Raw genomic sequence first — 18,446 nt, forward strand, 5'->3', positions numbered from 1 at the left:
TGCGCAGGCATATATTAATCAGAAAATCAGTTGACATTCCACCTTGTGGAGGGTATATAACAGGGGAAAAGGAAGGGGGATTTGTTGTGAGAGGGAAATGGAAATTGGCAGGATTGCTGCTTTGTATGGCGCTTTGTCTGTTGCCGGCGGCAGCGGGAAGGGCTGCGCTTCTGCCGCAGCCGGATGCGGAGAGTCTGAAGGAGGATGCTCTGCAGGTGGCGGAGGATATGCAGGCGGGAAATTTTTCCGCGGTGACGGAAAAATTCAGCGCAGAGATGGCGGCGGCGCTCGATGAAAAGTCGCTGGAGAGCAGCTGGAATTCTGTGGTTGCTGTTCTGGGAGATTTTATAGAAACGCTTTCCGTGGAAACCTATGAAAGAGACGCGTATTTTTGCGTGGATATTCTGGAACACTATGAAAATAACGGTCTGAAGCTGCATATTGTCTACGACGCGCAGGGGAAAATTGCCGGAATGCAGATCACCTACGCGGATGTGGAGCCTTATCTGGAGACGGAGGTGCAGTCAGGAGAAGAAGAGCTGTCTTATACCGAGGAAGAGGTGACGGTGACAGCGGATGAGCGCGTTCCGCTTGGCGGCACGCTGACCTTGCCCAGGGATACGGAAAAGCCGCCGGTCGTGATCCTCGTGCATGGCTCCGGTTCCTCCGACCGCGATGAGAATATCAATGGAAATAAGCCGTTTGCCGATATCGCGCACGGGCTTGCGGCGCGCGGCATTGCAGTGCTGCGTTACGACAAGCGTTACTATACGTATCCGGATTGTCCGGACGTCGGCTCGGCGGAAATGGTCACGCTGCGCGAGGAGACGCTTGATGACGTCGATGCGGCGATCAAGCTGATGCAGGAGGATGCGCGCGTGGACGGCAGCCGGATTTTTGTGCTCGGACATTCGCTCGGCGGCTGCTTAAGCCCGGCAATCGCCGCAGAGCATCCGCAGCTTGCCGGGATCATTTCTATGGCAGGCAGTCTGCGTCCGCTCTGGGAGATTGTCTACGATCAGAACCAGGAGGCGATCGCGGCGGCAAAAGAGGGCGAGCTGACGGACGAAGAGCAGGCACAGCTTGCGGAAGCGGCGGAGCAGGTGGAGACCTCCGTGAAGGTTCTGCGCGAGGAACTGGAGTCTCAACCGGATGACGAGCTGCTGCTCGGCATCCCGGTACGGTACTGGAAGTCGAATAAAGAATACTGCGGAGAAAATTTTATCGACCAGGTGGAAATGCCGGTTCTCATCCTGCAGGGCGACGCCGATTTCCAGGTGTACCCGGAAAAAGACTACGTGCTCTGGCAGGAGATGCTTGCGGGCAGAGATAACGCGGTATTCCATCTGTACGAAGGGCTGAATCACCTGATGATGCCTACGCAGGGAAAGCGCGACATCACAGAATATTCTGTGAAAGGTCACGTGGATGAGCAGGTAATTGACGATATTGCAGAATTCATAATGGATGTGGTTGGATGAGACAGTTGTTTCGCCGGAAAGAAGGCGAACGGAGGAAAGACTGCGGCAGAAAAAATGCGGCGGACGGAAAAAAACGGAAACGACATGTAAAAAAACGGGTGATCGTTGCTATTATATTGTGCTATCTTCTCGGCGGAGCGATCCTTCCGTTTGCCTATCAGCCACCGGTATCGGAAAAAACGACAGCAGAATTTTCTTCGGCGGATTTTTACGGAGACGGATATTCCGGGGAGCGCGCGAAGGTAATTTCCCAGAACGGGGAGGCGCTTGAGGAACGCATCCGCCTGATCGCGCAGGCAGAGGATGAGATTATCCTCTCCACACTGGAATTTGATGCGGACATCAGCGGAAAGCAGGTGCTGGCGGCACTTCTTGACGCTGCGGAACGGGGCGTAAAGGTATCTGTCCTTCTGGACGGTTTTTCCTACTGGACGCAGGTGTGGAGAAATCCTTATTTCCTTGCGCTCGCGCAGTCGGAGCAGGCAGAGATCCGCGTTTATAATACCGTGAATCTTCTGTGCCCCTGGACGGCGATGGGCAGACTGCATGACAAATATCTGATCGCGGATGATTTTGCATACATTCTGGGCGGGCGCAACACTTACGATTACTTTCTCGGCGACCAGCCGGGCTATAAAAATTATGACTGGGATGTGCTGATTTATGAGGACGCCGGAAGCGTCGGTCAGAATACCTCCCTTCATCAGGTGCGCGATTATTTCGAAAAGGTGTGGGACAGCAGGGACTGCCGCACATTTGGTGAAAGCTGGACGCTGACGACGGGCTCAAAGATATCCGCCGCCTGCGAAGAACTGCATCAGCTTTATCAGACGATGCAAAAGGAGCATGCCGACTGGTTTGAGACGCCGGACTATATGGCAGAAACGCTGCCGGTGCAGAATATCCGCCTGGTGTCCAACCCGACGCATATCTTTTCCAAAGAGCCGGTCGTGTACTACACGATCACGGAGTTAATGAAGCAGGCAAAAGAGCAGGTTGTGTTCCATACGCCTTACATTGTCTGCAACGACTGGATGCTGGAGCGTCTGCGTGAGGTCTGCAGCGGGACGGCAGAGGTGCAGATGATGACAAATTCCATCGCTAACAATGGAAATCCGTTCGGAGCGATGGATTACAAGAAAAATAAGGGCAGGATCCTGGGGACCGGCGTGCAGATCATGGAATATGACGGCGGCATTTCCTATCACGGAAAATGCTTTGTCATCGACGACCGGCTATCGGCGATCGGTTCCTTCAACTGGGACATGCGCAGCGCCTATCTCGACACGGAGCTGATGCTGGTGATCGACAGCGAGCCGGTGAACGAGGCTCTGCGGGAGGCGATGGGGCAGTATGAAAAGGACGCCCTCCGGGTAATTGATGAGAAAAACTATGATTTGCCGGAGGGCAGGGAGCCGCAGAAGATCAGCAGACAGCGCGATCTGCGCATCAGGGTGCTGGGACCGCTTGTCGGCTGGGCGCGCTTTCTGATGTAGCTTTTTTGCTGCATAAGCCCCGATTCTTTTGTGGGCGGGCAGCTTTTAGTCCTGATGATTTTTCTCAAGCAGCTTTGAAAAACCGATCACGGCGACAAACAGCACGCCGGCTACCGGCCAGATGATCCAGCTTTTCTCCCAGTTATTCCTGTAAAAGCTGACGGCGAGATAGATCGCCGTGACGCTGCACCAGTAGATGGAGCTGATCGTCTCGTTGCGTTTGCTCTGCGCCCGTTTTTCCGGGGAGAAATCACCCGCCTGCAGAAGCTGCTGGTAGCTCTCGTGGATCATGCCGTTTTTTACCAGAATATATACAGCGATCGAGATGAGCGCGAGCAGGAGGCAGAGGCAGGAGATCAGCGTCATATCGGAGGCGCCGAAACCGCCCGCCAGCATCAGCGGAACAATTCCGAGAATGATGAGGAGAACGCCGCACACGATGCCGTTTGTGTAGGTTCCGGAGAATTTTTCCATGCGGTCATTGACGATGCCCTCCACCCCATACTCTGCGTGAAAGCAATGCTCCGTGATATGCTTGTAATGTTCATGCTTCATTCCGTTTTTAATAAAAAGCGGGAGGGCGGCTGCGATCATAATAAGAAGGATCGCGACGCCAAGACCGCCGGCTATGTCCTCCGTGATGTGCCCGCTGCCCGTCTCAGAGAGACCGCCGAGCAGCAGAAGCGCGACAGGCGAGAGTATGCAGATGGAAACGCCGAGGGCGATCTGCTTTGACGCCGTCTGCACGTCAGAAAGGAAACGGTTTGCTTCCTCCACCGATACGTGCGGCAGGTCATCCATCGGTTCGCCTGCGTCGTACTGGATTTCATTGCAGTCGATCTCATCCTTTACAAGATAGTCGAGCGTCACACCGAAGATCTGGCTGAGGGCAAGCAGCTTGTCGAGATCGGGGATGGACTGACCGCCCTCCCATTTCGAGACGGACTGCCGTGAGACGGAGAGCCGCTGCGCAAGCTCCTCCTGCGACCAGCCGTTCTTTTTTCTGAGATTCATTATTTTTTCCGCTAAAATCATACAATATCCTCTTTTCTTTTAGTTACGAAGCGCTCTCGTTTATGCTTTTACTATAGCAGACGGGGCGGTTGCAGTCAATCAAGCGGACCGGAAAATCTGTCAACCGGCAGTTGCAGGGCTGCTGTTTACAGCAGCCTTCGCAAATCCATTTAAAATTCGCTATCGCTCCTTGTTGAAAGAAATCTTTCATGATATGATAAAAAAGAATTCTTTTCACAAAACAGACATATTTCTATGATATCTTCATTTTTAAATGAATGAATTGTGTAATGGAGGTCTTTGTTATGGATAAATTAAAGATTTTGGTTGTGGATGATGAGAGCAGGATGCGTAAGCTGGTGAAAGATTTCCTGGTGAAGAAAGACTTTACGGTGCTGGAGGCGGAGGACGGCGCGCAGGCAGTCGACATCTTTTTCGCCACGAAGGATATCGCGCTGGTAATTCTGGACGTCATGATGCCGAAGATGGACGGCTGGCAGGTCTGCCGGGAGATCCGCGGCATGTCGAATGTGCCGATCATCATGCTGACGGCGCGCGCGGATGAGCGGGACGAGCTGCTTGGCTTTGAGCTGGGCGTGGACGAATATATTTCCAAGCCGTTCAGCCCGAAGATCCTGGTGGCGCGCGTGGAGGCGATCCTGCGCAGGAGCAACGCGCTGGCATCGGATAAGGTGCTAACGGCGGGCAAGATCAGCCTGGACAAAGCGGCGCACGTCGTAAAGGCGGACGGGGAAAATGTTGATCTGAGCTACAAGGAATTTGAGCTTCTGAGTTATTTTATGGAAAATCAGGGCATTGCGCTCTCGCGTGAAAAGATTTTAAACAGCGTTTGGAACTATGATTATTTCGGGGATGCGCGCACCATTGACACTCACGTGAAAAAGCTGCGCAGCAAGCTGGGAGCGCAGGGAGATTACATAAAGACCATCTGGGGTATGGGCTATAAATTCGAGGTGGAATAAGAGATGAAGCACTCGATCAGAACACAGCTTATCATCAGCTTTGCCGGATTGATTGCGGTGATGCTTGCATTATACCTGCTGATCAACAACCTGTTTCTGGAAAACTTTTACATCAGTCAGAAGGAAACGGATTTGATCGAGATTTACAATGCGATCAACAGTGTGGAGGATTATGCCGATTACCAGGGCGACGCCTTTGACACGGACTTTCGCCGCATCAGCGGGACGAACAATGTCAGCCTGGTGATCCTGTATGTCGATACAAACGGAAGCGCCTGGGCGGTTTATCAAAGCAAAGAAGATAAGGTCATGTTCGCGCGCATCCAGGGATATCTGTATGGCTTTAATCTGCAGGACGACGAGCGCGACGTGCTGCTGCAGACGGATTCCTACCGGATCCAGAAATTTAAGGATTCCGCGGATTCCACCGAATATCTGGAGGCGTGGGGACGGCTTGATAACGGCTGTTACCTGCTGATGCGCATACCGCTGCAGTCGATCGTGGAAAACGTAAAGATTTCCAATCAGTTTACCTTATATATTATCCTTGCCGCCACGCTGCTGAGCATTTTCTTTGTATGGTGGATTTCCAAACGGATCTCAGAGCCTATCCGGGAGCTTACCATTTTATCCCGGCGGATGGCAAACCTGGAATTTGACGCCAAATATACCAGCGGCGGAAAGAATGAGATCGGGGAGCTTGGCAAGAATTTTAATCATATGTCGGAGACGCTGGAGCGGACGATCTCTGAGCTGAAAACGGCGAACAATGAGCTGCAGAAGGACATCGAGAAGAAAACGCAGATCGACGAGATGCGCAAGGAATTTCTTTCAAACGTATCGCATGAGCTGAAAACGCCGATCGCGCTCATCCAGGGGTACGCAGAGGGACTCAAGGAGTGCATTAACGACGATGAGCAGAGCCGGGAGTTTTATTGTGAGGTCATTATGGACGAGGCCTCCAAAATGAACAATATGGTCAAGAAGCTGCTCAGCCTCAATCAGCTCGAATTTGGAAACGATGTGGTCAACATGGTGCGCTTCAACCTGACGGAGCTTCTCGGCGGCGTTGTGCAGTCCACGCATATTCTGGCGGAGCAGAAAAATGTTACGGTTGTGTTTGCGGAGACGGCGCCTCTGTATGTATGGGGCGATGAATTTAAGCTGGAGGAGGTTGTCACCAATTACGTCAGCAATGCGCTCAACCATGTGAACGAGGGCGGAAGGATCGAGGTAAGGACAGAACGGCAGGGCGATAAGGTGCGCACGAGCGTCTTTAATACCGGCAGTCATATACCGGAGGACGAGCTTGAGAAGGTCTGGATCAAATTTTATAAGGTGGACAAGGCGCGGACCAGAGAGTACGGCGGGAGCGGCATCGGACTTTCCATTGTGAAGGCGATCATGGAATCCATGCATCAGCAGTACGGCGTTTATAACAGCGCGGATGGCGTCTGCTTCTGGTTTGAGCTGGATTGCAGCAAAGGAGAGTAAATGGAGAGAATACGGGAGGCAATTAAAAATGCCGACGCGGTGCTGATCGGTGTCGGCGATGAATTTACACAGAGAAAAGCAGAAAAAGAGCAGATCATCCGCGCTTATAATAAAGTGGCGGAGCTGATCGAAGGAAAGCCGTGGTTTGCGGTAACGGTAAACACCGATGATCTGATCTACGAATCGAAGCTGAATGAATTTTTTATCGTCGCACCCTGCGGAAGCGAGGCAGCGGGCAATGTGGTGACGATGGAGAACTACGATGAATCGGCATACCTTCCGCAGTGGCAGTTTTACCGGAACTGGCTTGCCTCGACCATCGGGAAAAAGCTCTGTATTCTGGAGCTTGGCGTGGGCCTTTCCTACCCGTCCGTCATAAGGCTGCCGTTTGAGCGGACGGCGCTTTTCAATCAGAAGGCGGTGCTGGTGCGCATCCACAGCAAGCTGGCGCAGGCGCCGGAGGAGCTTGCGGGGCGCAGCATCTGCATTCCGGAGGAGCCGGTTGATTATCTGAACCGCAAAGAGCCGTCTTTGGGTGAGTAAGATTATTTTTCATAAAAATGACGAAAAACAATTGTAATTCTCTTGATGTATGGTATACTATTCACAAAAGAACTCATACAGGAGGGTACATATGGAATCCAGAGTCATCAGAATACCATCAAAGTCAAACAGCAACGTGGTGCTTCGGGTCATCCCCGGACATTTTGTAACCAATCACTCCCATATCAATTATTATGTGGATATGACCTTTTTAAAGGCGCGTAAGAGCGAAGCGGAGGGCGCAGCAAAGATCCTCGCGCGCAATTACGAGACGACTACATACATTGATACGATCGTCTGCATGGACGGCTGCGAGATCATCGGAGCATATCTGGCAGAGCAGCTTACCAGAAACGGCATCATGTCCATTAACTCCCATCAGACCATGTACGTTGTTTCACCGGAGATCCACACCGGCGGGCAGCTTATTTTCCGGGATAATATGCAGGGCATGATCAAAGACAAGCATGTACTGCTGATGCTTGCCACGGCATCTACCGGTATCACCATCAAGCGTGCGGTAGAATGTATCCGCTACTACGGAGGCATTGTGGAGGGCGCAGCGGCGCTGTTCAGCGCAACGCAAGAGGTAGACGGGGTGAAGGTAAGCTCGCTGTTTACCGACGAGGATATTCCCGACTACAAAATGTACCATGCGACAGAGTGCCCGATGTGCAGAGCAAAACAGAAGCTGGATGCAATTGTAAATAGTTACGGATATTCCCGCATGTAAAGCGTTGTAAGTTAAAAAAAAATGTGTTAAACTAAGGGAGTGCAGACAAAATGCACTCCCTTGTGCGTTTCCTGATATTCGTAAAAATTTCTTCATACGAATTATTTACGAATTATCTGCGTAATGACGTGTAACGAGATGTGATAAAATATAACAAGAATGGGCGATGTTCTCAAAGAAGATTTATGGAATAAGTCCTGAAAATACCCGGTTATGGGAGGAAAATGACATGATCGCGATTATCGACTACGATGCCGGCAACTTAAAAAGCGTATATAAGGCGCTGCAGTTTCTTGGAAAGGAAGCCTGCGTCACCAGGGATGCAAAGGAGATCTTGCGGGCGGACAAGGTGATCCTGCCCGGCGTCGGTTCCTTTGGGGACGCGATGGGGCGGCTGAATGAATATGACCTTGTGCCGGTCATCCGCGAAGTGACCGCGCAGAAAAAGCCGTTTCTTGGCATCTGCCTGGGGCTGCAGCTTCTGTTTGAGCGCAGCGAGGAATCTCCGGGGGTGGCGGGGCTTGGTATTTTGCCGGGCGAGATATTGCGTATACCGGAGACGGAGGGCTTAAAGGTGCCGCATATCGGCTGGAATTCTTTAACGTTCGACCATCCGGGGCGTCTGTTTGCGGGGCTTAAGGAGGAGACATACGTCTATTTTGTCCATTCCTACTATCTGAAAGCGCGCGAGGCGGAGATTGTGACCGCTTCCACGGAGTACGGCGTACACATTCACGCCTCCGTGGAGAAGGACAACGTATTTGCCTGCCAGTTCCACCCGGAGAAGAGCAGTCGTGCGGGACTTCAGATCTTGAAAAATTTCACGGAGCTTGGGGAGGAATAGCGATGTTTACAAAGAGGATCATCCCCTGTCTGGATGTACATAACGGAAGGGTAGTTAAGGGCGTTAATTTTGTGAACCTGCGGGACGCGGGCGACCCGGTGGAGATTGCGGCGGCTTACGACAGGGCGGGCGCGGATGAGCTTGTTTTCCTTGATATCACGGCGTCCTCGGATGAACGCAAAACCGTGGTCGATATGGTGCGGCGTGTTGCCGAGCGCGTGTTTATCCCCTTTACGGTGGGCGGCGGCATCCGCACCGTTGAGGATTTTAAAATACTGTTAAGGGAAGGAGCCGACAAGATTTCCATCAATTCCTCCGCGATCAACCGCCCGGAGCTGATCAGCGAGGCGGCGGATAAATTCGGCAGTCAGTGCGTGGTGGTTGCGATCGACGCCAGACGCCGGGAGGATGGGAGTGGCTGGAATATCTATAAAAACGGCGGCAGGATCGACGTAGGAATCGACGCTGTCGAGTGGGCCGAGAAGGTCTGCCGCATGGGAGCGGGCGAAATACTGCTCACCAGCATGGACTGCGACGGCACGAAGGCGGGCTATGATATTGCACTCACGCGCGCGATCGCGGACGCTGTCCCGGTGCCGGTGATCGCCTCCGGCGGCGCAGGAACGATGGAACATTTTTACGATGCGCTGACGGCAGGAGGCGCGGACGCGGCGCTTGCCGCTTCGCTGTTTCATTATAAAGAATTGGAAATACAGGAAGTGAAGAGATATCTGCAAAGCAGAAAGGTCTCTGTCAGAATGTGAGGAGAAAAACTATGCCACCGATTTCAAACGACTGGCTTACTCCGCTGAAGCCGGAGTTTTCCAAGCCATATTATAAAAAGCTGTATCAGACCGTGAACGAGGAATACCGCACGCACCTTATCTTTCCGCCTGCGGATGATATTTTCAACGCTTTTGCGTTTACGCCGCTCTCGGAGGTGAAGGCGGTTATTCTGGGTCAGGACCCGTACCACGGCGACGGACAGGCGCACGGACTCTGCTTTTCCGTCAAGCCGGACGTCGAGATCCCGCCGTCGCTCGTGAATATCTACAAGGAGCTGCAGGACGACTGTGGCTGTTATATCCCGAATAACGGATATCTGACGAAGTGGGCAAAGCAGGGGGTGCTTCTGCTAAATACGGTTCTGACCGTGCGGGCGCACCAGGCAAATTCCCACCGCGGCATCGGATGGGAGGAGTTTACCGATGCGGCGATCCGCATCTTAAATGATCAGGACCGCCCGATCGTGTTTATTCTGTGGGGAAGACCGGCGCAGATGAAAAAAGCGATGCTGAATAATCCGAAGCATCTGATCCTGGAGGCGCCGCATCCCAGTCCGCTTTCCGCTTACCGGGGCTTTTTCGGGAGCCGGCCGTTCAGCCGGACAAATAAATTCCTGCAGCAGCACGGCATAGAGCCGATCGACTGGCAGATAGAGAATGTATAGTAACAGGACAGCCTGGCTGAACTGCTGCAACGTATAGAGGAGGAGAGATACCATGGGGAGAAAATGGTTTGACAAAATACTGTTTGTGCTGGTGATCGCGGCAAGTATCGTGTTCACGCTGTTTGTCGGCAGAGGCTCGCTCGACATGATGATCTACAATTTTGCTTTTCTCGCGCTGATGATCGTGATCTGCATCGTGGGTATGGCGCTTGGATTCCGGAAAATGTCCGGCCTGGAGCAGGCTTTCGACCGGGCGGCAGAAGAGATCGACAACACATTTAATGTGGTGGATTCCATAGAAGGATCTCCTGCGTCGCTGCCGGAGGAGCTTTTTGAGCATGAGGAGCTGGATGAGCGCTATCAGGAGTTTACCGCCTTTATCCGAAAGAGCCAGAGCGGTATCGGCGATATTGAGGATTACATTAACGACACCGAGGTGGACAGCATCTTTGGAAAACGGCTGATCGATCTGATCCCGGATGTGCTGACGAGCCTTGGTATCCTCGGTACCTTTATCGGGCTGGTGTTTGGTCTGAAAAACTTTGAGCCTTCGAACTATGAGGCGATGACGGCCTCCGTATCGTCCCTGGTAAACGGTATTAAGGTTGCTTTCCTCACGTCCATTTACGGTCTGTCGCTGTCGCTGGTGTTCGGCTACGGCACAAAGGCGGCCTACAGCGATCTGATGAACAGCCTGCAGCGTTTTCTGGATAAATTCCATCATTACGTGATCCCGTCGGCGGAGGCGGAGGCGCGCAATATCATGGTAAATTACCAGAGCGAGCAGACCGAGGCGATCGAAAAAATGACGGAGCAGTTTTCCGAGCATCTGGCAAACAGCTTCGAGAAGGTGATCACGCCTTCCTTCCGCAAGATGAATCAGTCGATGGATATTCTCACAGAGACGATGGCCAAAGGGCAGGAGGAGCTTTTGAGTGGGCTTCTGGAGGATTTCCTGAAGAAGATGCGTTCTTCCTTTCAGCTTCAGTTTGACAATTTCAACGAGGCTTTGGATGAGCTGACGAAGGCGCAGAATGCTCTGGCGGAGAATACGAAAAATCTCTACCGCGATATGGCGCAGGAGCTGCGCACGACCTTCGAGAATGAGAACACGAACATGCAGGGTATGGTGCGCGAGATGGGCGCGATGCATAAGGAATATCTGACGAGCGCGCAGCAGACGATGGACATGAACCAGCAGTATGCGGAGACGCTGAACCAGAATTACCGCCAGGTGGTGTCGTATCTGCAGGATGCGGAGCAGAGCTCGGCGAAATTCTGGGTGGCGTGCAACCAGGCAATGCAGAAATATGTCAGCGCGGCGAGCGTCAGCGTGGAGGGCTTCGCGGCGGCGAGCCAGCACAACAGCAATCTCTACGAGGCGAACGAACGGCTGGTGGAGAGCTACAACGAGCGGATGCAGGAGTTTGTACAGTATCAGAAGCTGACGGCAAAGACGATGGAACAGGTGCAGAATCTCCTGTACAATATCGTTACCTCGCCGGAAGCCGGGCAGCGCACGAGCATCCGCAATATGGCGGTGAACAACAGCAACCGCGACCTGCTGCTTGATATCCAGAAAACGCTGCAGGAACAGGGCGAGCGCCAGGAGGAGCTGCTTGAGACGATGGTTGCCTACATGAAGGAAAGCAGCCGCAGGAAGGGAAGAGGTATTTTCCGGGGCGATAAGTAATCTGGAGGGTATTTATGAGAAAACGCAGAGAAAAGGAAAACAGCGGTTTCAATGTATGGCGTTCTTATTCCGATATGATGGCGGGTATTTTGCTGCTTTTTGTGCTGATCATGTGCGTCTCGCTTTTTCAGGCGCAGGTGAATTATGAGGCGAGCATAAAGGAGCGCGATGAAAAGCTGTATTTGCAGGATGAATATACAAAGAAAATCATGAGCCAGGAGGATCAGATGGCAAACCAGCAGGATCAGCTTGCCTCACAGAAGGATCAGCTCGCATCGCAGGACGAGCTGCTTGCCGCGCAGAAGGCGCAGCTCGACGCGCTGGCAGCACAGCTTGACGAGCAGCAGAGCCAGCTTGATGCACAGAGTGCTACGCTTGAGAGCCAGCAGAGCGCGCTGGATGAAAAGACCACGCAGCTTGCAGATCAGCAGGCGCGCATCGACAAGATCATCGGAGTGAAAGCGGACGTGATCGAGGCTCTGAAGCAGGAGTTTGCCAATAACAACATCAGCGTTGAGATCGACGAGACGAACGGCTCCCTTGTCATGGATTCCAGTGTCCTCTTCGACTACGACGAGACGGAGCTGACACCGGAGGGGCAGGAGGTGCTCGGCAATGTCCTGCCGATCTACTGCAGCGTGCTGATGCAGGAGGAATACTTCCCGTACCTTGCGGAGATCATCATCGACGGCTACACGGACAGCAGCGGCGGTTACGAGTACAATCTGGAGCTTTCCCAGCGCCGTTCCCTGGCAGTGGCGGAGTATCTGCTCAGCATCTGTCAGAGCTTCCTGGATGCCGACGATCAGCAATCACTGAAAGAAAAGCTGACGGTCAACGGGCATTCCAGCAGCAACCTCGTACTCGATGAGAATGGCAACGAGGACGCCGACGCCTCCCGCCGCGTGGAAGTAAAATTCCGCCTGAAGGACGAGGAGATGATCGAGGAATTGCGGTCGATTCTGGACAATTAAAAATGAATAATCTGCAAGACATATGCCCGCGGGATATCCTGCGGGTATCCTTTTGTTTCCATTCATCCGAAGGGGCTGCCGGAGGAAGGTCCTGTAGCTTTTAATACAGAATTTGCAGCATTCTTTCTCTCCACAGACAGATGGTTTTTCGCGAAACATTAATAATTTATCGATAAACGATAAAAATATATTGACAAACAATAATTCCTGCAATATAATAGTATCATCAGAACCGGGAATGATACTATCATAATACGGGAGGTTTTTATATGAAGTGCTTAAATAAGGTTACTATGATCGGAGCAAAAATCCTGGAGATCCTGCACTGGTTTACAACGGCGATCATGCTTGTCATTGCAGCAGGGTGTCTGTTTATGAGGGAGCGGCTGGCAGATTTTCTTACAGCAGGGGTTGTCTCGCAGGGGACGGAGCTGACATCATACGGGTTTGAAATCACAGCCGTTCAGGCGGATGGTACGCTGGATATGACGGCGGTGCTGTTCTTTGCGGTGACGGCAGTGATCTGCCTGTCACTGATGGCGATGGTCTACCGCAATGTTTATCTGATCGTGCGCACGGCAGCTGGGACGACCTCATTTGCCAGGGAAGCCACACCATTTCAGAAAGACACCATCCGCATGGTGCGTGAGATTGGCATTTTTTTGATTTCACAGTCGGCTGTCTGCCTGGTGATGAGCATCATTGCACGGCTCTTTATCGGCGTTGAGGTGGCGGAGCTGAGCGTCAATCTGGACAGCTTGCTGATGGGTGTTGTGGCGCTTTCGCTCTCGCAGATCTTTGCCTACGGTACACAGCTTCAGGAAGATGTGGATGGACTTTTGTGAGGAGGAACTATGGGGAAAATCATATTGAGACTGGACCGCATGATGGCAGACCGGAAAATATCGCTGAATGAGCTGGCGGAGAAGGTGGGTATTTCCAATGTCAACCTTTCCAAGCTCAAAAACAATCGGGTGACGGCGATCCGCTTTTCTACGCTGGAGGCGATCTGCGAGGTGCTCGACTGCCAGCCGGGAGACATTCTGGAATACGAAAAAGATGATCGGGATTCATAGCGCCGAGGTGCGACCCGGAAAAGAAAAATTATTTCGATTGGCTGAATAAAGATTTTTGCAGATTGTCTTGCGGTTTCTGCTGATTTCGCATATAATAGAAGTGAGCCGGAAGGCAAAGATATGGTGCGAGGGCAGCACCTTAAAAAGAAGTCCTGGAAGAAGTAAGACCTCGTCGTAAGACGGGGGCTGATTTTATAGATGCGGCAGGTATATGGTTATTTTAAAATTTTGTTCATCCTGTTCTATGATAAGGTTTCCGTGATGCTTCTGTACAATCACTTGGCAGCTTTTCAGACCTATATTTTATGCCTTCCGCCGGCTGATATTACTTGTGATATCATATGTGATGATTTTAATTGAACTGTGCAAATGATGAAAGATTCACGAAACCGGAAAAGGAAAGGAGCGGCAAAATCTATGAAACAATTTAAATTTATGGGATTTTTAATGTTTATTGGAATGATTTTTTACATGGCATTGCCAGTATGTGCCGAGGATGTTTTGAGTAATGAAGAAATTCATGAAACGAAAATTACCGTGAAAAATAAACTGGGAGAAAATGTTGATGTCTGGTTTGCAAATGAAAATACCGGCGCAACATATGGTGACGTACAGAATATTGTAAATATGGATACTAACCTGGATGCGTTGTCAATTACGATTTATGAAGTTAAAGGGGGAGACAAGGTTACAGATTCTTATCCGGAATCAAGTATAAGAGCATGGAACCCGCCGCCAATAGGAAGTATGCATTATATGGTGTCAGATCTCATGGAGGCTCATATAAAGAAGCTGTCAAATATCTTTCTTAAGTATAGATAAAAAAAGGGATAATTAATGGACATTGCAGTATTGCGGGTCGAAAGAGATGGAACATTAGCATAGGGATATTTTGCTGGGAAATACGCTTTTGATTAAGGAAAAGAGGGAATTGCCATGAAATTGCGCTATGTCCGGCGGACAGGCCGGATCCTGATTGTAATTGGAATTCTATTTATGATTATCGGAGTGAATACATCGGAAGCAGTTCAGATTTTTTTCGGTATCGCCGGACTGATAATAAATATAATCGGATTATTGGTGTTCCAATTCTTCTGGAAGTGTCCGTATTGTCACATGCACTTGCCCTCTCAGGGGTCTGTCGGAATGGAATTTTGCCCATTCTGCGGAAACGACCTGGAATTATAGATATTCCCTGTACTTTGCACAGACAAGGTACAGGGGATTTTTTATAGATGCGGCAGATGCTTTCTGTAGCGCCGCAGTTCCTGCTCACTGACATCAGAAATAATCCGTTCAAGCGTTTTCAGAAGCTTTTCTTTATCCTCCGGCAGTCTGCCTCTGAGCTGGAATGCATTGGAGGCTCCCATTGCAGCGAAATACGTTTCAATATGCAGGTTTTCAATCAGAGTGTGAAGCTCCCGATATTTTTCCAGCTCTCCTTCCTCCTGCCAGTTTCCATTCCGGATTTCCCGATAAAGCACAGAATCGGGATAAATGGTCAGCATGTTAGGTCCGACCAGAAACGGATGCAGTTGATTGAAGATTTTTGCGGTGGCTTTTGCACCGGATTCGCCGTTCCCTTTTCCGGAAATACCGGTCAGATAGAAGAAACCGTAGGAGATATCAGCCTGCTCCAGCCTTCTGCACTGCGTAAGAATGTCTCTGGCGGTATAGCCCTTCTGCATAAAGGACAGCGCCGCGTCGTCTCCGGTTTCTGCCCCGATGGTCAGCCTATTATAGCCCGCCTGTCTGAGCAGCGTAAGCTCTTCGTCCGTCTTTTTTACGGAATCCGTTATGCGGGCAAAGCAGCCGATGGATTCGACGGAGGGCAGATATTTTCGTATGAGTTCTGCGATTTCCAGCAGCTTATCTGTTTTCAGAACAAACGGGTTGGCGCCCGTCAGAAAAACCCGCCGGATCGGTTCTGGACCGGATTTCCCCGAAAGAATATTCAGCATTTTTGAATGAGGATTTGTGCGAAGAATCTGTGCTTCCAGCAAATCGCTTTCGATGTCCTTCAGGGGAGACATCCGGAATTTAAACGGCAAATCACTGTACAGCGTACAGAATTTGCAGTTGTGGTGCGTGCAGCCTGCCGTCACCTCCAGAAGAAGCGAATCCGCCTCATAGGGAGGACGCCAGATCGTTCCAGTATAATGCATAAAATCACCTCACATAGATGGATTATGTGCAGGCAACGGGAAACCTGCACACGACTGTCCCGTTGGGGATATTATAACAGGGTACAGCAAAAAGAAAAGTACGGTACTTTTTTGCAGTACCTTTTTCATCCGGAAAAATGTGTTATACTGATGAAAAAGGGAGGATGAGGCATATGAGAAAATCAGAGGCGGCGGCAGAGCGGTGCAAAACGATTTCCGCTATGCAGAAAATGCTGGGCGGGAAATATAAAATCGAGCTGCTCTGGTATATCGGAAAATGCGATGTAAGGAGATTCGGACAGCTTCGCCGTCAGATTGGAGAGATTACGGAAAGCTCGCTGACGAAACAGCTCCGTGAGCTGGAGGCGGAAGGCTTTATCGTCCGCACCGACTTCCATGAGATGCCGCCGCATGTCGAATACAGTCTGACAGACCTGGGAGAGAGCTTTTTATCTGTTCTTGACTATATGAAAGAATGGGGCGATAAAAATCTGAATATTTTTCAAAAAAAAGGAATAAAAAATATAAAATAAGAAAAAAGAATTGCAATAAAGAAGGCGGGTGTGTTAAAATATAATCTATGGAGGAAGAAAGCTATGGAGAGTATCGTAAGGTTGGCTTCGCTGAAAATTTCGAATATTAAAAATGTAAAAAACGGACAGATTATGATGCCAAATGCCTGTCGGAAACAGTTATCCTACAAAAATGCTGAAGTATTGGGCATATATGGTCAGAATGGTTCTGGAAAAACGGCTATAATTGATGCGCTGTATTATTTACAGGAAATTATGACTGGCAGGACGGTTGAAGAGGAAGCGGCAGATTATATCGATGTAAATGATAATCGGGCGGAGATTTCTGCAGATTTTTATATTTTTATAGAAGAGACCATTTATGAGGTAAATTACAGGGTTATTTTGCAGAGAGATGGAAAGCGGGCAGAAATTGTTCGGGAAACTATGAGCTGTGCCATAAATAAAGGTAATTCCAGAAGTAATAAAACAGTATTTATGGATTTTCAGCGCGCAGACAGAGAAAATATATTTCTTCCGAAAAAGAGACTGGATGAGGTTGTGGAAGCCAATACAGAAAACAAAACGGACCTTATCGTAGCAAGAAAGATGGCAGAGAAGGGTAATTATTCTTATATTTTCGGAGAAAGCAGCAGAGAAATTTTCTGCCGCATATACGAAAATAATTTCAAACCTTATTCAGAGGTAATAAGGGCATTGTTCCGGTTTGCGTTAAAGGATTTGTTTGTCATCCGCAATGCACATTCCGGAATGATTTCCGCCAATTTTTTGCTGCCGGTGGCATTTCGGATTGAACAGAATGAAATTGGAATGAAAGGAGATTTGGCTGTTCCGCTGACAGAGCCGGTTGTTCTAAATGAAGAAAGAAAAAAAATCCTGGATACCATTGTTGAGCAGATTAATATGGTTTTGTTCACTATTATTCCGGGAATGAGGATAGATATTTATAATTACGGAAAACAGTTGATGGATTCCGGCGAAGACGGATATCGAGTGGAGCTTGTTTCTGTCAGAGAAAACATGCCTCCGATTCCAATCCGGATGGAATCAGAAGGAATTATTAAAATTATTTCTATTTTGAATGTTTTGATTCAGGCATTTGGTGACGCTTCAGTTTGTCTGGCGATTGATGAACTGGATGCGGGCATTTTTGAATATATGCTCGGAGAATTGCTTGACATTTTCAATAAAAGCGCAAAAGGGCAGTTGATATTTACTTCTCATAATTTACGTGCGCTGGAGATGCTGGATAAAGACAGTATTATGTTTTCCACAGCAAATCCGGACAGAAGATATATCAGGATGAAGAACATAAAAGCGTCAAACAATCTCAGGGATATGTATCTCAGGGGAATTACACTGGGAGGCCAGGATGAAGTAATTTATGAGGAAACGGACAGTCTGAGAATTGCACGTGCCTTCAGAAAGGCAGGAAGGACAATACTGCATGATTGAGAAGAAAGTTGTTGCGTTCATCGTGGAAGGTCCAAGCGATGAAGCAGCGCTTGGGACTATTATGAAAGAATATTTTTCCAGCAATGAGGTGCAATTTGTTGTTGTGCATGGGGATATTACTCTGAAGGATTATGTCTCCACAGATAAGATTCTGACAAAAATAAATGAACAGATTGAAAATATAAAAAGTAAATATCGGTATCATCAGGATGACTTCATAAAGATTATTCATATTGCAGACACTGATGGTGTGTATATTCAGAGCACAGATATAAAAAAAGCAGATATAGAAGAAATACGGTACTATAAAGAATGTATTGAAGCTCCTGATGTAAGTGCAATTATAGACCGCAACAGGCGAAAAGGTGCCGTTTTATTTAAACTGAGAAAGACCGGAAAAATAAATGGCATTCCTTATCGGATTTATTTTAATTCCTGTAATTTGGAGCATGTATTGTATAATTCTAAGGGAAAGTAAGATGCCTCAATAAAAGAAAAACCAGCAAAAAACT

General features: G+C 49.6%; 20 protein-coding genes. 17 read left to right on the forward strand and 3 right to left on the reverse strand.

Annotation, left to right across the window (positions count from 1 at the left end):
* The first annotated feature begins 86 nt into the window (after positions 1-86).
* Together ACLU9Q_RS07915 and ACLU9Q_RS07920 are read left to right on the forward strand one after the other, a co-directional pair.
* Entirely contained in the window at positions 87-1,481 is a 1,395-nt protein-coding gene (locus tag ACLU9Q_RS07915; protein WP_296838760.1) for an alpha/beta fold hydrolase, read from the forward strand.
* Entirely contained in the window at positions 1,478-2,977 is a 1,500-nt protein-coding gene (locus ACLU9Q_RS07920; RefSeq protein WP_296838746.1) for a phospholipase D family protein, read from the forward strand. The genes ACLU9Q_RS07915 and ACLU9Q_RS07920 overlap by 4 nt, the downstream gene beginning before the upstream one ends.
* A 45-nt stretch (positions 2,978-3,022) precedes the next feature.
* Here the strand turns inward: ACLU9Q_RS07920 and ACLU9Q_RS07925 are convergent, their stop codons facing one another.
* Positions 3,023-4,012 (reverse strand): helix-turn-helix domain-containing protein, encoded by a 990-nt coding sequence (locus ACLU9Q_RS07925; RefSeq protein ID WP_296838737.1) that lies wholly within the window; start codon positions 4,010-4,012, stop codon positions 3,023-3,025.
* Positions 4,013-4,296: 284 nt separating this feature from the next.
* Between ACLU9Q_RS07925 and ACLU9Q_RS07930 the strand changes: the two genes are divergently transcribed.
* From ACLU9Q_RS07930 to ACLU9Q_RS07980, 11 genes are all read left to right on the forward strand, one after another.
* Positions 4,297-4,974, forward strand: coding sequence for a response regulator transcription factor (locus tag ACLU9Q_RS07930; protein ID WP_296838734.1), 678 nt, complete (start codon positions 4,297-4,299; stop codon positions 4,972-4,974).
* Between the two features lie 3 nt (positions 4,975-4,977).
* Positions 4,978-6,468 carry a sensor histidine kinase gene (locus ACLU9Q_RS07935; protein WP_296838731.1) on the forward strand — a complete coding sequence of 497 codons (1,491 nt, stop codon included), beginning with the start codon at positions 4,978-4,980 and terminating at the stop codon, positions 6,466-6,468.
* Positions 6,469-7,011 carry a hypothetical protein gene (locus ACLU9Q_RS07940; protein WP_296838727.1) on the forward strand — a complete coding sequence of 181 codons (543 nt, stop codon included), beginning with the start codon at positions 6,469-6,471 and terminating at the stop codon, positions 7,009-7,011.
* Between the two features lie 91 nt (positions 7,012-7,102).
* Positions 7,103-7,744 (forward strand): orotate phosphoribosyltransferase, encoded by a 642-nt coding sequence (locus ACLU9Q_RS07945; RefSeq protein WP_296838724.1) that lies wholly within the window; start codon positions 7,103-7,105, stop codon positions 7,742-7,744.
* 229 nt (positions 7,745-7,973) lie between these two features.
* Complete coding sequence (gene hisH / locus ACLU9Q_RS07950; RefSeq protein WP_296838721.1) at positions 7,974-8,588, forward strand: imidazole glycerol phosphate synthase subunit HisH; 615 nt, start codon at positions 7,974-7,976, stop codon at positions 8,586-8,588.
* 2 nt (positions 8,589-8,590) lie between these two features.
* Positions 8,591-9,352 carry an imidazole glycerol phosphate synthase subunit HisF gene (hisF, locus tag ACLU9Q_RS07955; RefSeq protein ID WP_296906298.1) on the forward strand — a complete coding sequence of 254 codons (762 nt, stop codon included), beginning with the start codon at positions 8,591-8,593 and terminating at the stop codon, positions 9,350-9,352.
* Between the two features lie 11 nt (positions 9,353-9,363).
* On the forward strand, positions 9,364-10,038 hold the full coding sequence (locus ACLU9Q_RS07960) for a uracil-DNA glycosylase (RefSeq protein ID WP_296839925.1): 675 nt from the start codon (positions 9,364-9,366) through the stop codon (positions 10,036-10,038).
* Between the two features lie 52 nt (positions 10,039-10,090).
* Positions 10,091-11,731 (forward strand): MotA/TolQ/ExbB proton channel family protein, encoded by a 1,641-nt coding sequence (locus ACLU9Q_RS07965; RefSeq protein WP_296839928.1) that lies wholly within the window; start codon positions 10,091-10,093, stop codon positions 11,729-11,731.
* A 14-nt stretch (positions 11,732-11,745) separates the two neighbouring features.
* Complete coding sequence (locus tag ACLU9Q_RS07970; RefSeq protein WP_296839931.1) at positions 11,746-12,705, forward strand: OmpA family protein; 960 nt, start codon at positions 11,746-11,748, stop codon at positions 12,703-12,705.
* Positions 12,706-12,974: 269 nt separating this feature from the next.
* The gene (locus ACLU9Q_RS07975) at positions 12,975-13,550 is read left to right on the forward strand and encodes a hypothetical protein (RefSeq protein WP_296839933.1); all 576 of its coding nucleotides are present in this window, start codon (positions 12,975-12,977) and stop codon (positions 13,548-13,550) included.
* A gap of 9 nt (positions 13,551-13,559) precedes the next feature.
* Positions 13,560-13,781 carry a helix-turn-helix domain-containing protein gene (locus ACLU9Q_RS07980; RefSeq protein ID WP_296839935.1) on the forward strand — a complete coding sequence of 74 codons (222 nt, stop codon included), beginning with the start codon at positions 13,560-13,562 and terminating at the stop codon, positions 13,779-13,781.
* A gap of 192 nt (positions 13,782-13,973) precedes the next feature.
* Here the strand turns inward: ACLU9Q_RS07980 and ACLU9Q_RS07985 are convergent, their stop codons facing one another.
* Positions 13,974-14,081, reverse strand: coding sequence for a GHKL domain-containing protein (locus ACLU9Q_RS07985; protein WP_412624939.1), 108 nt, complete (start codon positions 14,079-14,081; stop codon positions 13,974-13,976).
* A gap of 117 nt (positions 14,082-14,198) precedes the next feature.
* Here ACLU9Q_RS07985 and ACLU9Q_RS07990 point away from each other — a divergent pair, with 117 nt between their 5' ends.
* On the forward strand, positions 14,199-14,603 hold the full coding sequence (locus ACLU9Q_RS07990) for a hypothetical protein (RefSeq protein WP_296839938.1): 405 nt from the start codon (positions 14,199-14,201) through the stop codon (positions 14,601-14,603).
* 407 nt (positions 14,604-15,010) lie between these two features.
* On the opposite strand, the gene ACLU9Q_RS07995 is transcribed toward ACLU9Q_RS07990, so the two are convergent.
* Entirely contained in the window at positions 15,011-15,946 is a 936-nt protein-coding gene (locus ACLU9Q_RS07995; RefSeq protein ID WP_296839940.1) for a radical SAM protein, read from the reverse strand.
* A 173-nt stretch (positions 15,947-16,119) separates the two neighbouring features.
* On the opposite strand from ACLU9Q_RS07995, the gene ACLU9Q_RS08000 reads away from it, so the two are divergent.
* The 3 genes from ACLU9Q_RS08000 (at position 16,120) to ACLU9Q_RS08010 (ending at position 18,412) form a co-directional block, all read left to right on the forward strand.
* Positions 16,120-16,479: a winged helix-turn-helix transcriptional regulator gene (locus ACLU9Q_RS08000; protein WP_296906296.1), complete on the forward strand. Its 360-nt coding sequence runs from the start codon at positions 16,120-16,122 to the stop codon at positions 16,477-16,479.
* A gap of 63 nt (positions 16,480-16,542) precedes the next feature.
* Positions 16,543-17,934, forward strand: a complete 1,392-nt coding sequence (locus tag ACLU9Q_RS08005) for an AAA family ATPase (RefSeq protein WP_296839945.1) — start codon at positions 16,543-16,545, stop codon at positions 17,932-17,934.
* A complete protein-coding gene (locus ACLU9Q_RS08010) occupies positions 17,927-18,412 on the forward strand; it encodes a hypothetical protein (RefSeq protein WP_296839948.1) in 486 nt (161 codons plus the stop codon). The genes ACLU9Q_RS08005 and ACLU9Q_RS08010 overlap by 8 nt, the downstream gene beginning before the upstream one ends.
* Positions 18,413-18,446 lie beyond the last annotated feature (34 nt).

The sequence above is a fragment of the Marvinbryantia sp. genome, assembly GCF_047017445.1.
Lineage (GTDB): Bacteria > Bacillota > Clostridia > Lachnospirales > Lachnospiraceae > Marvinbryantia.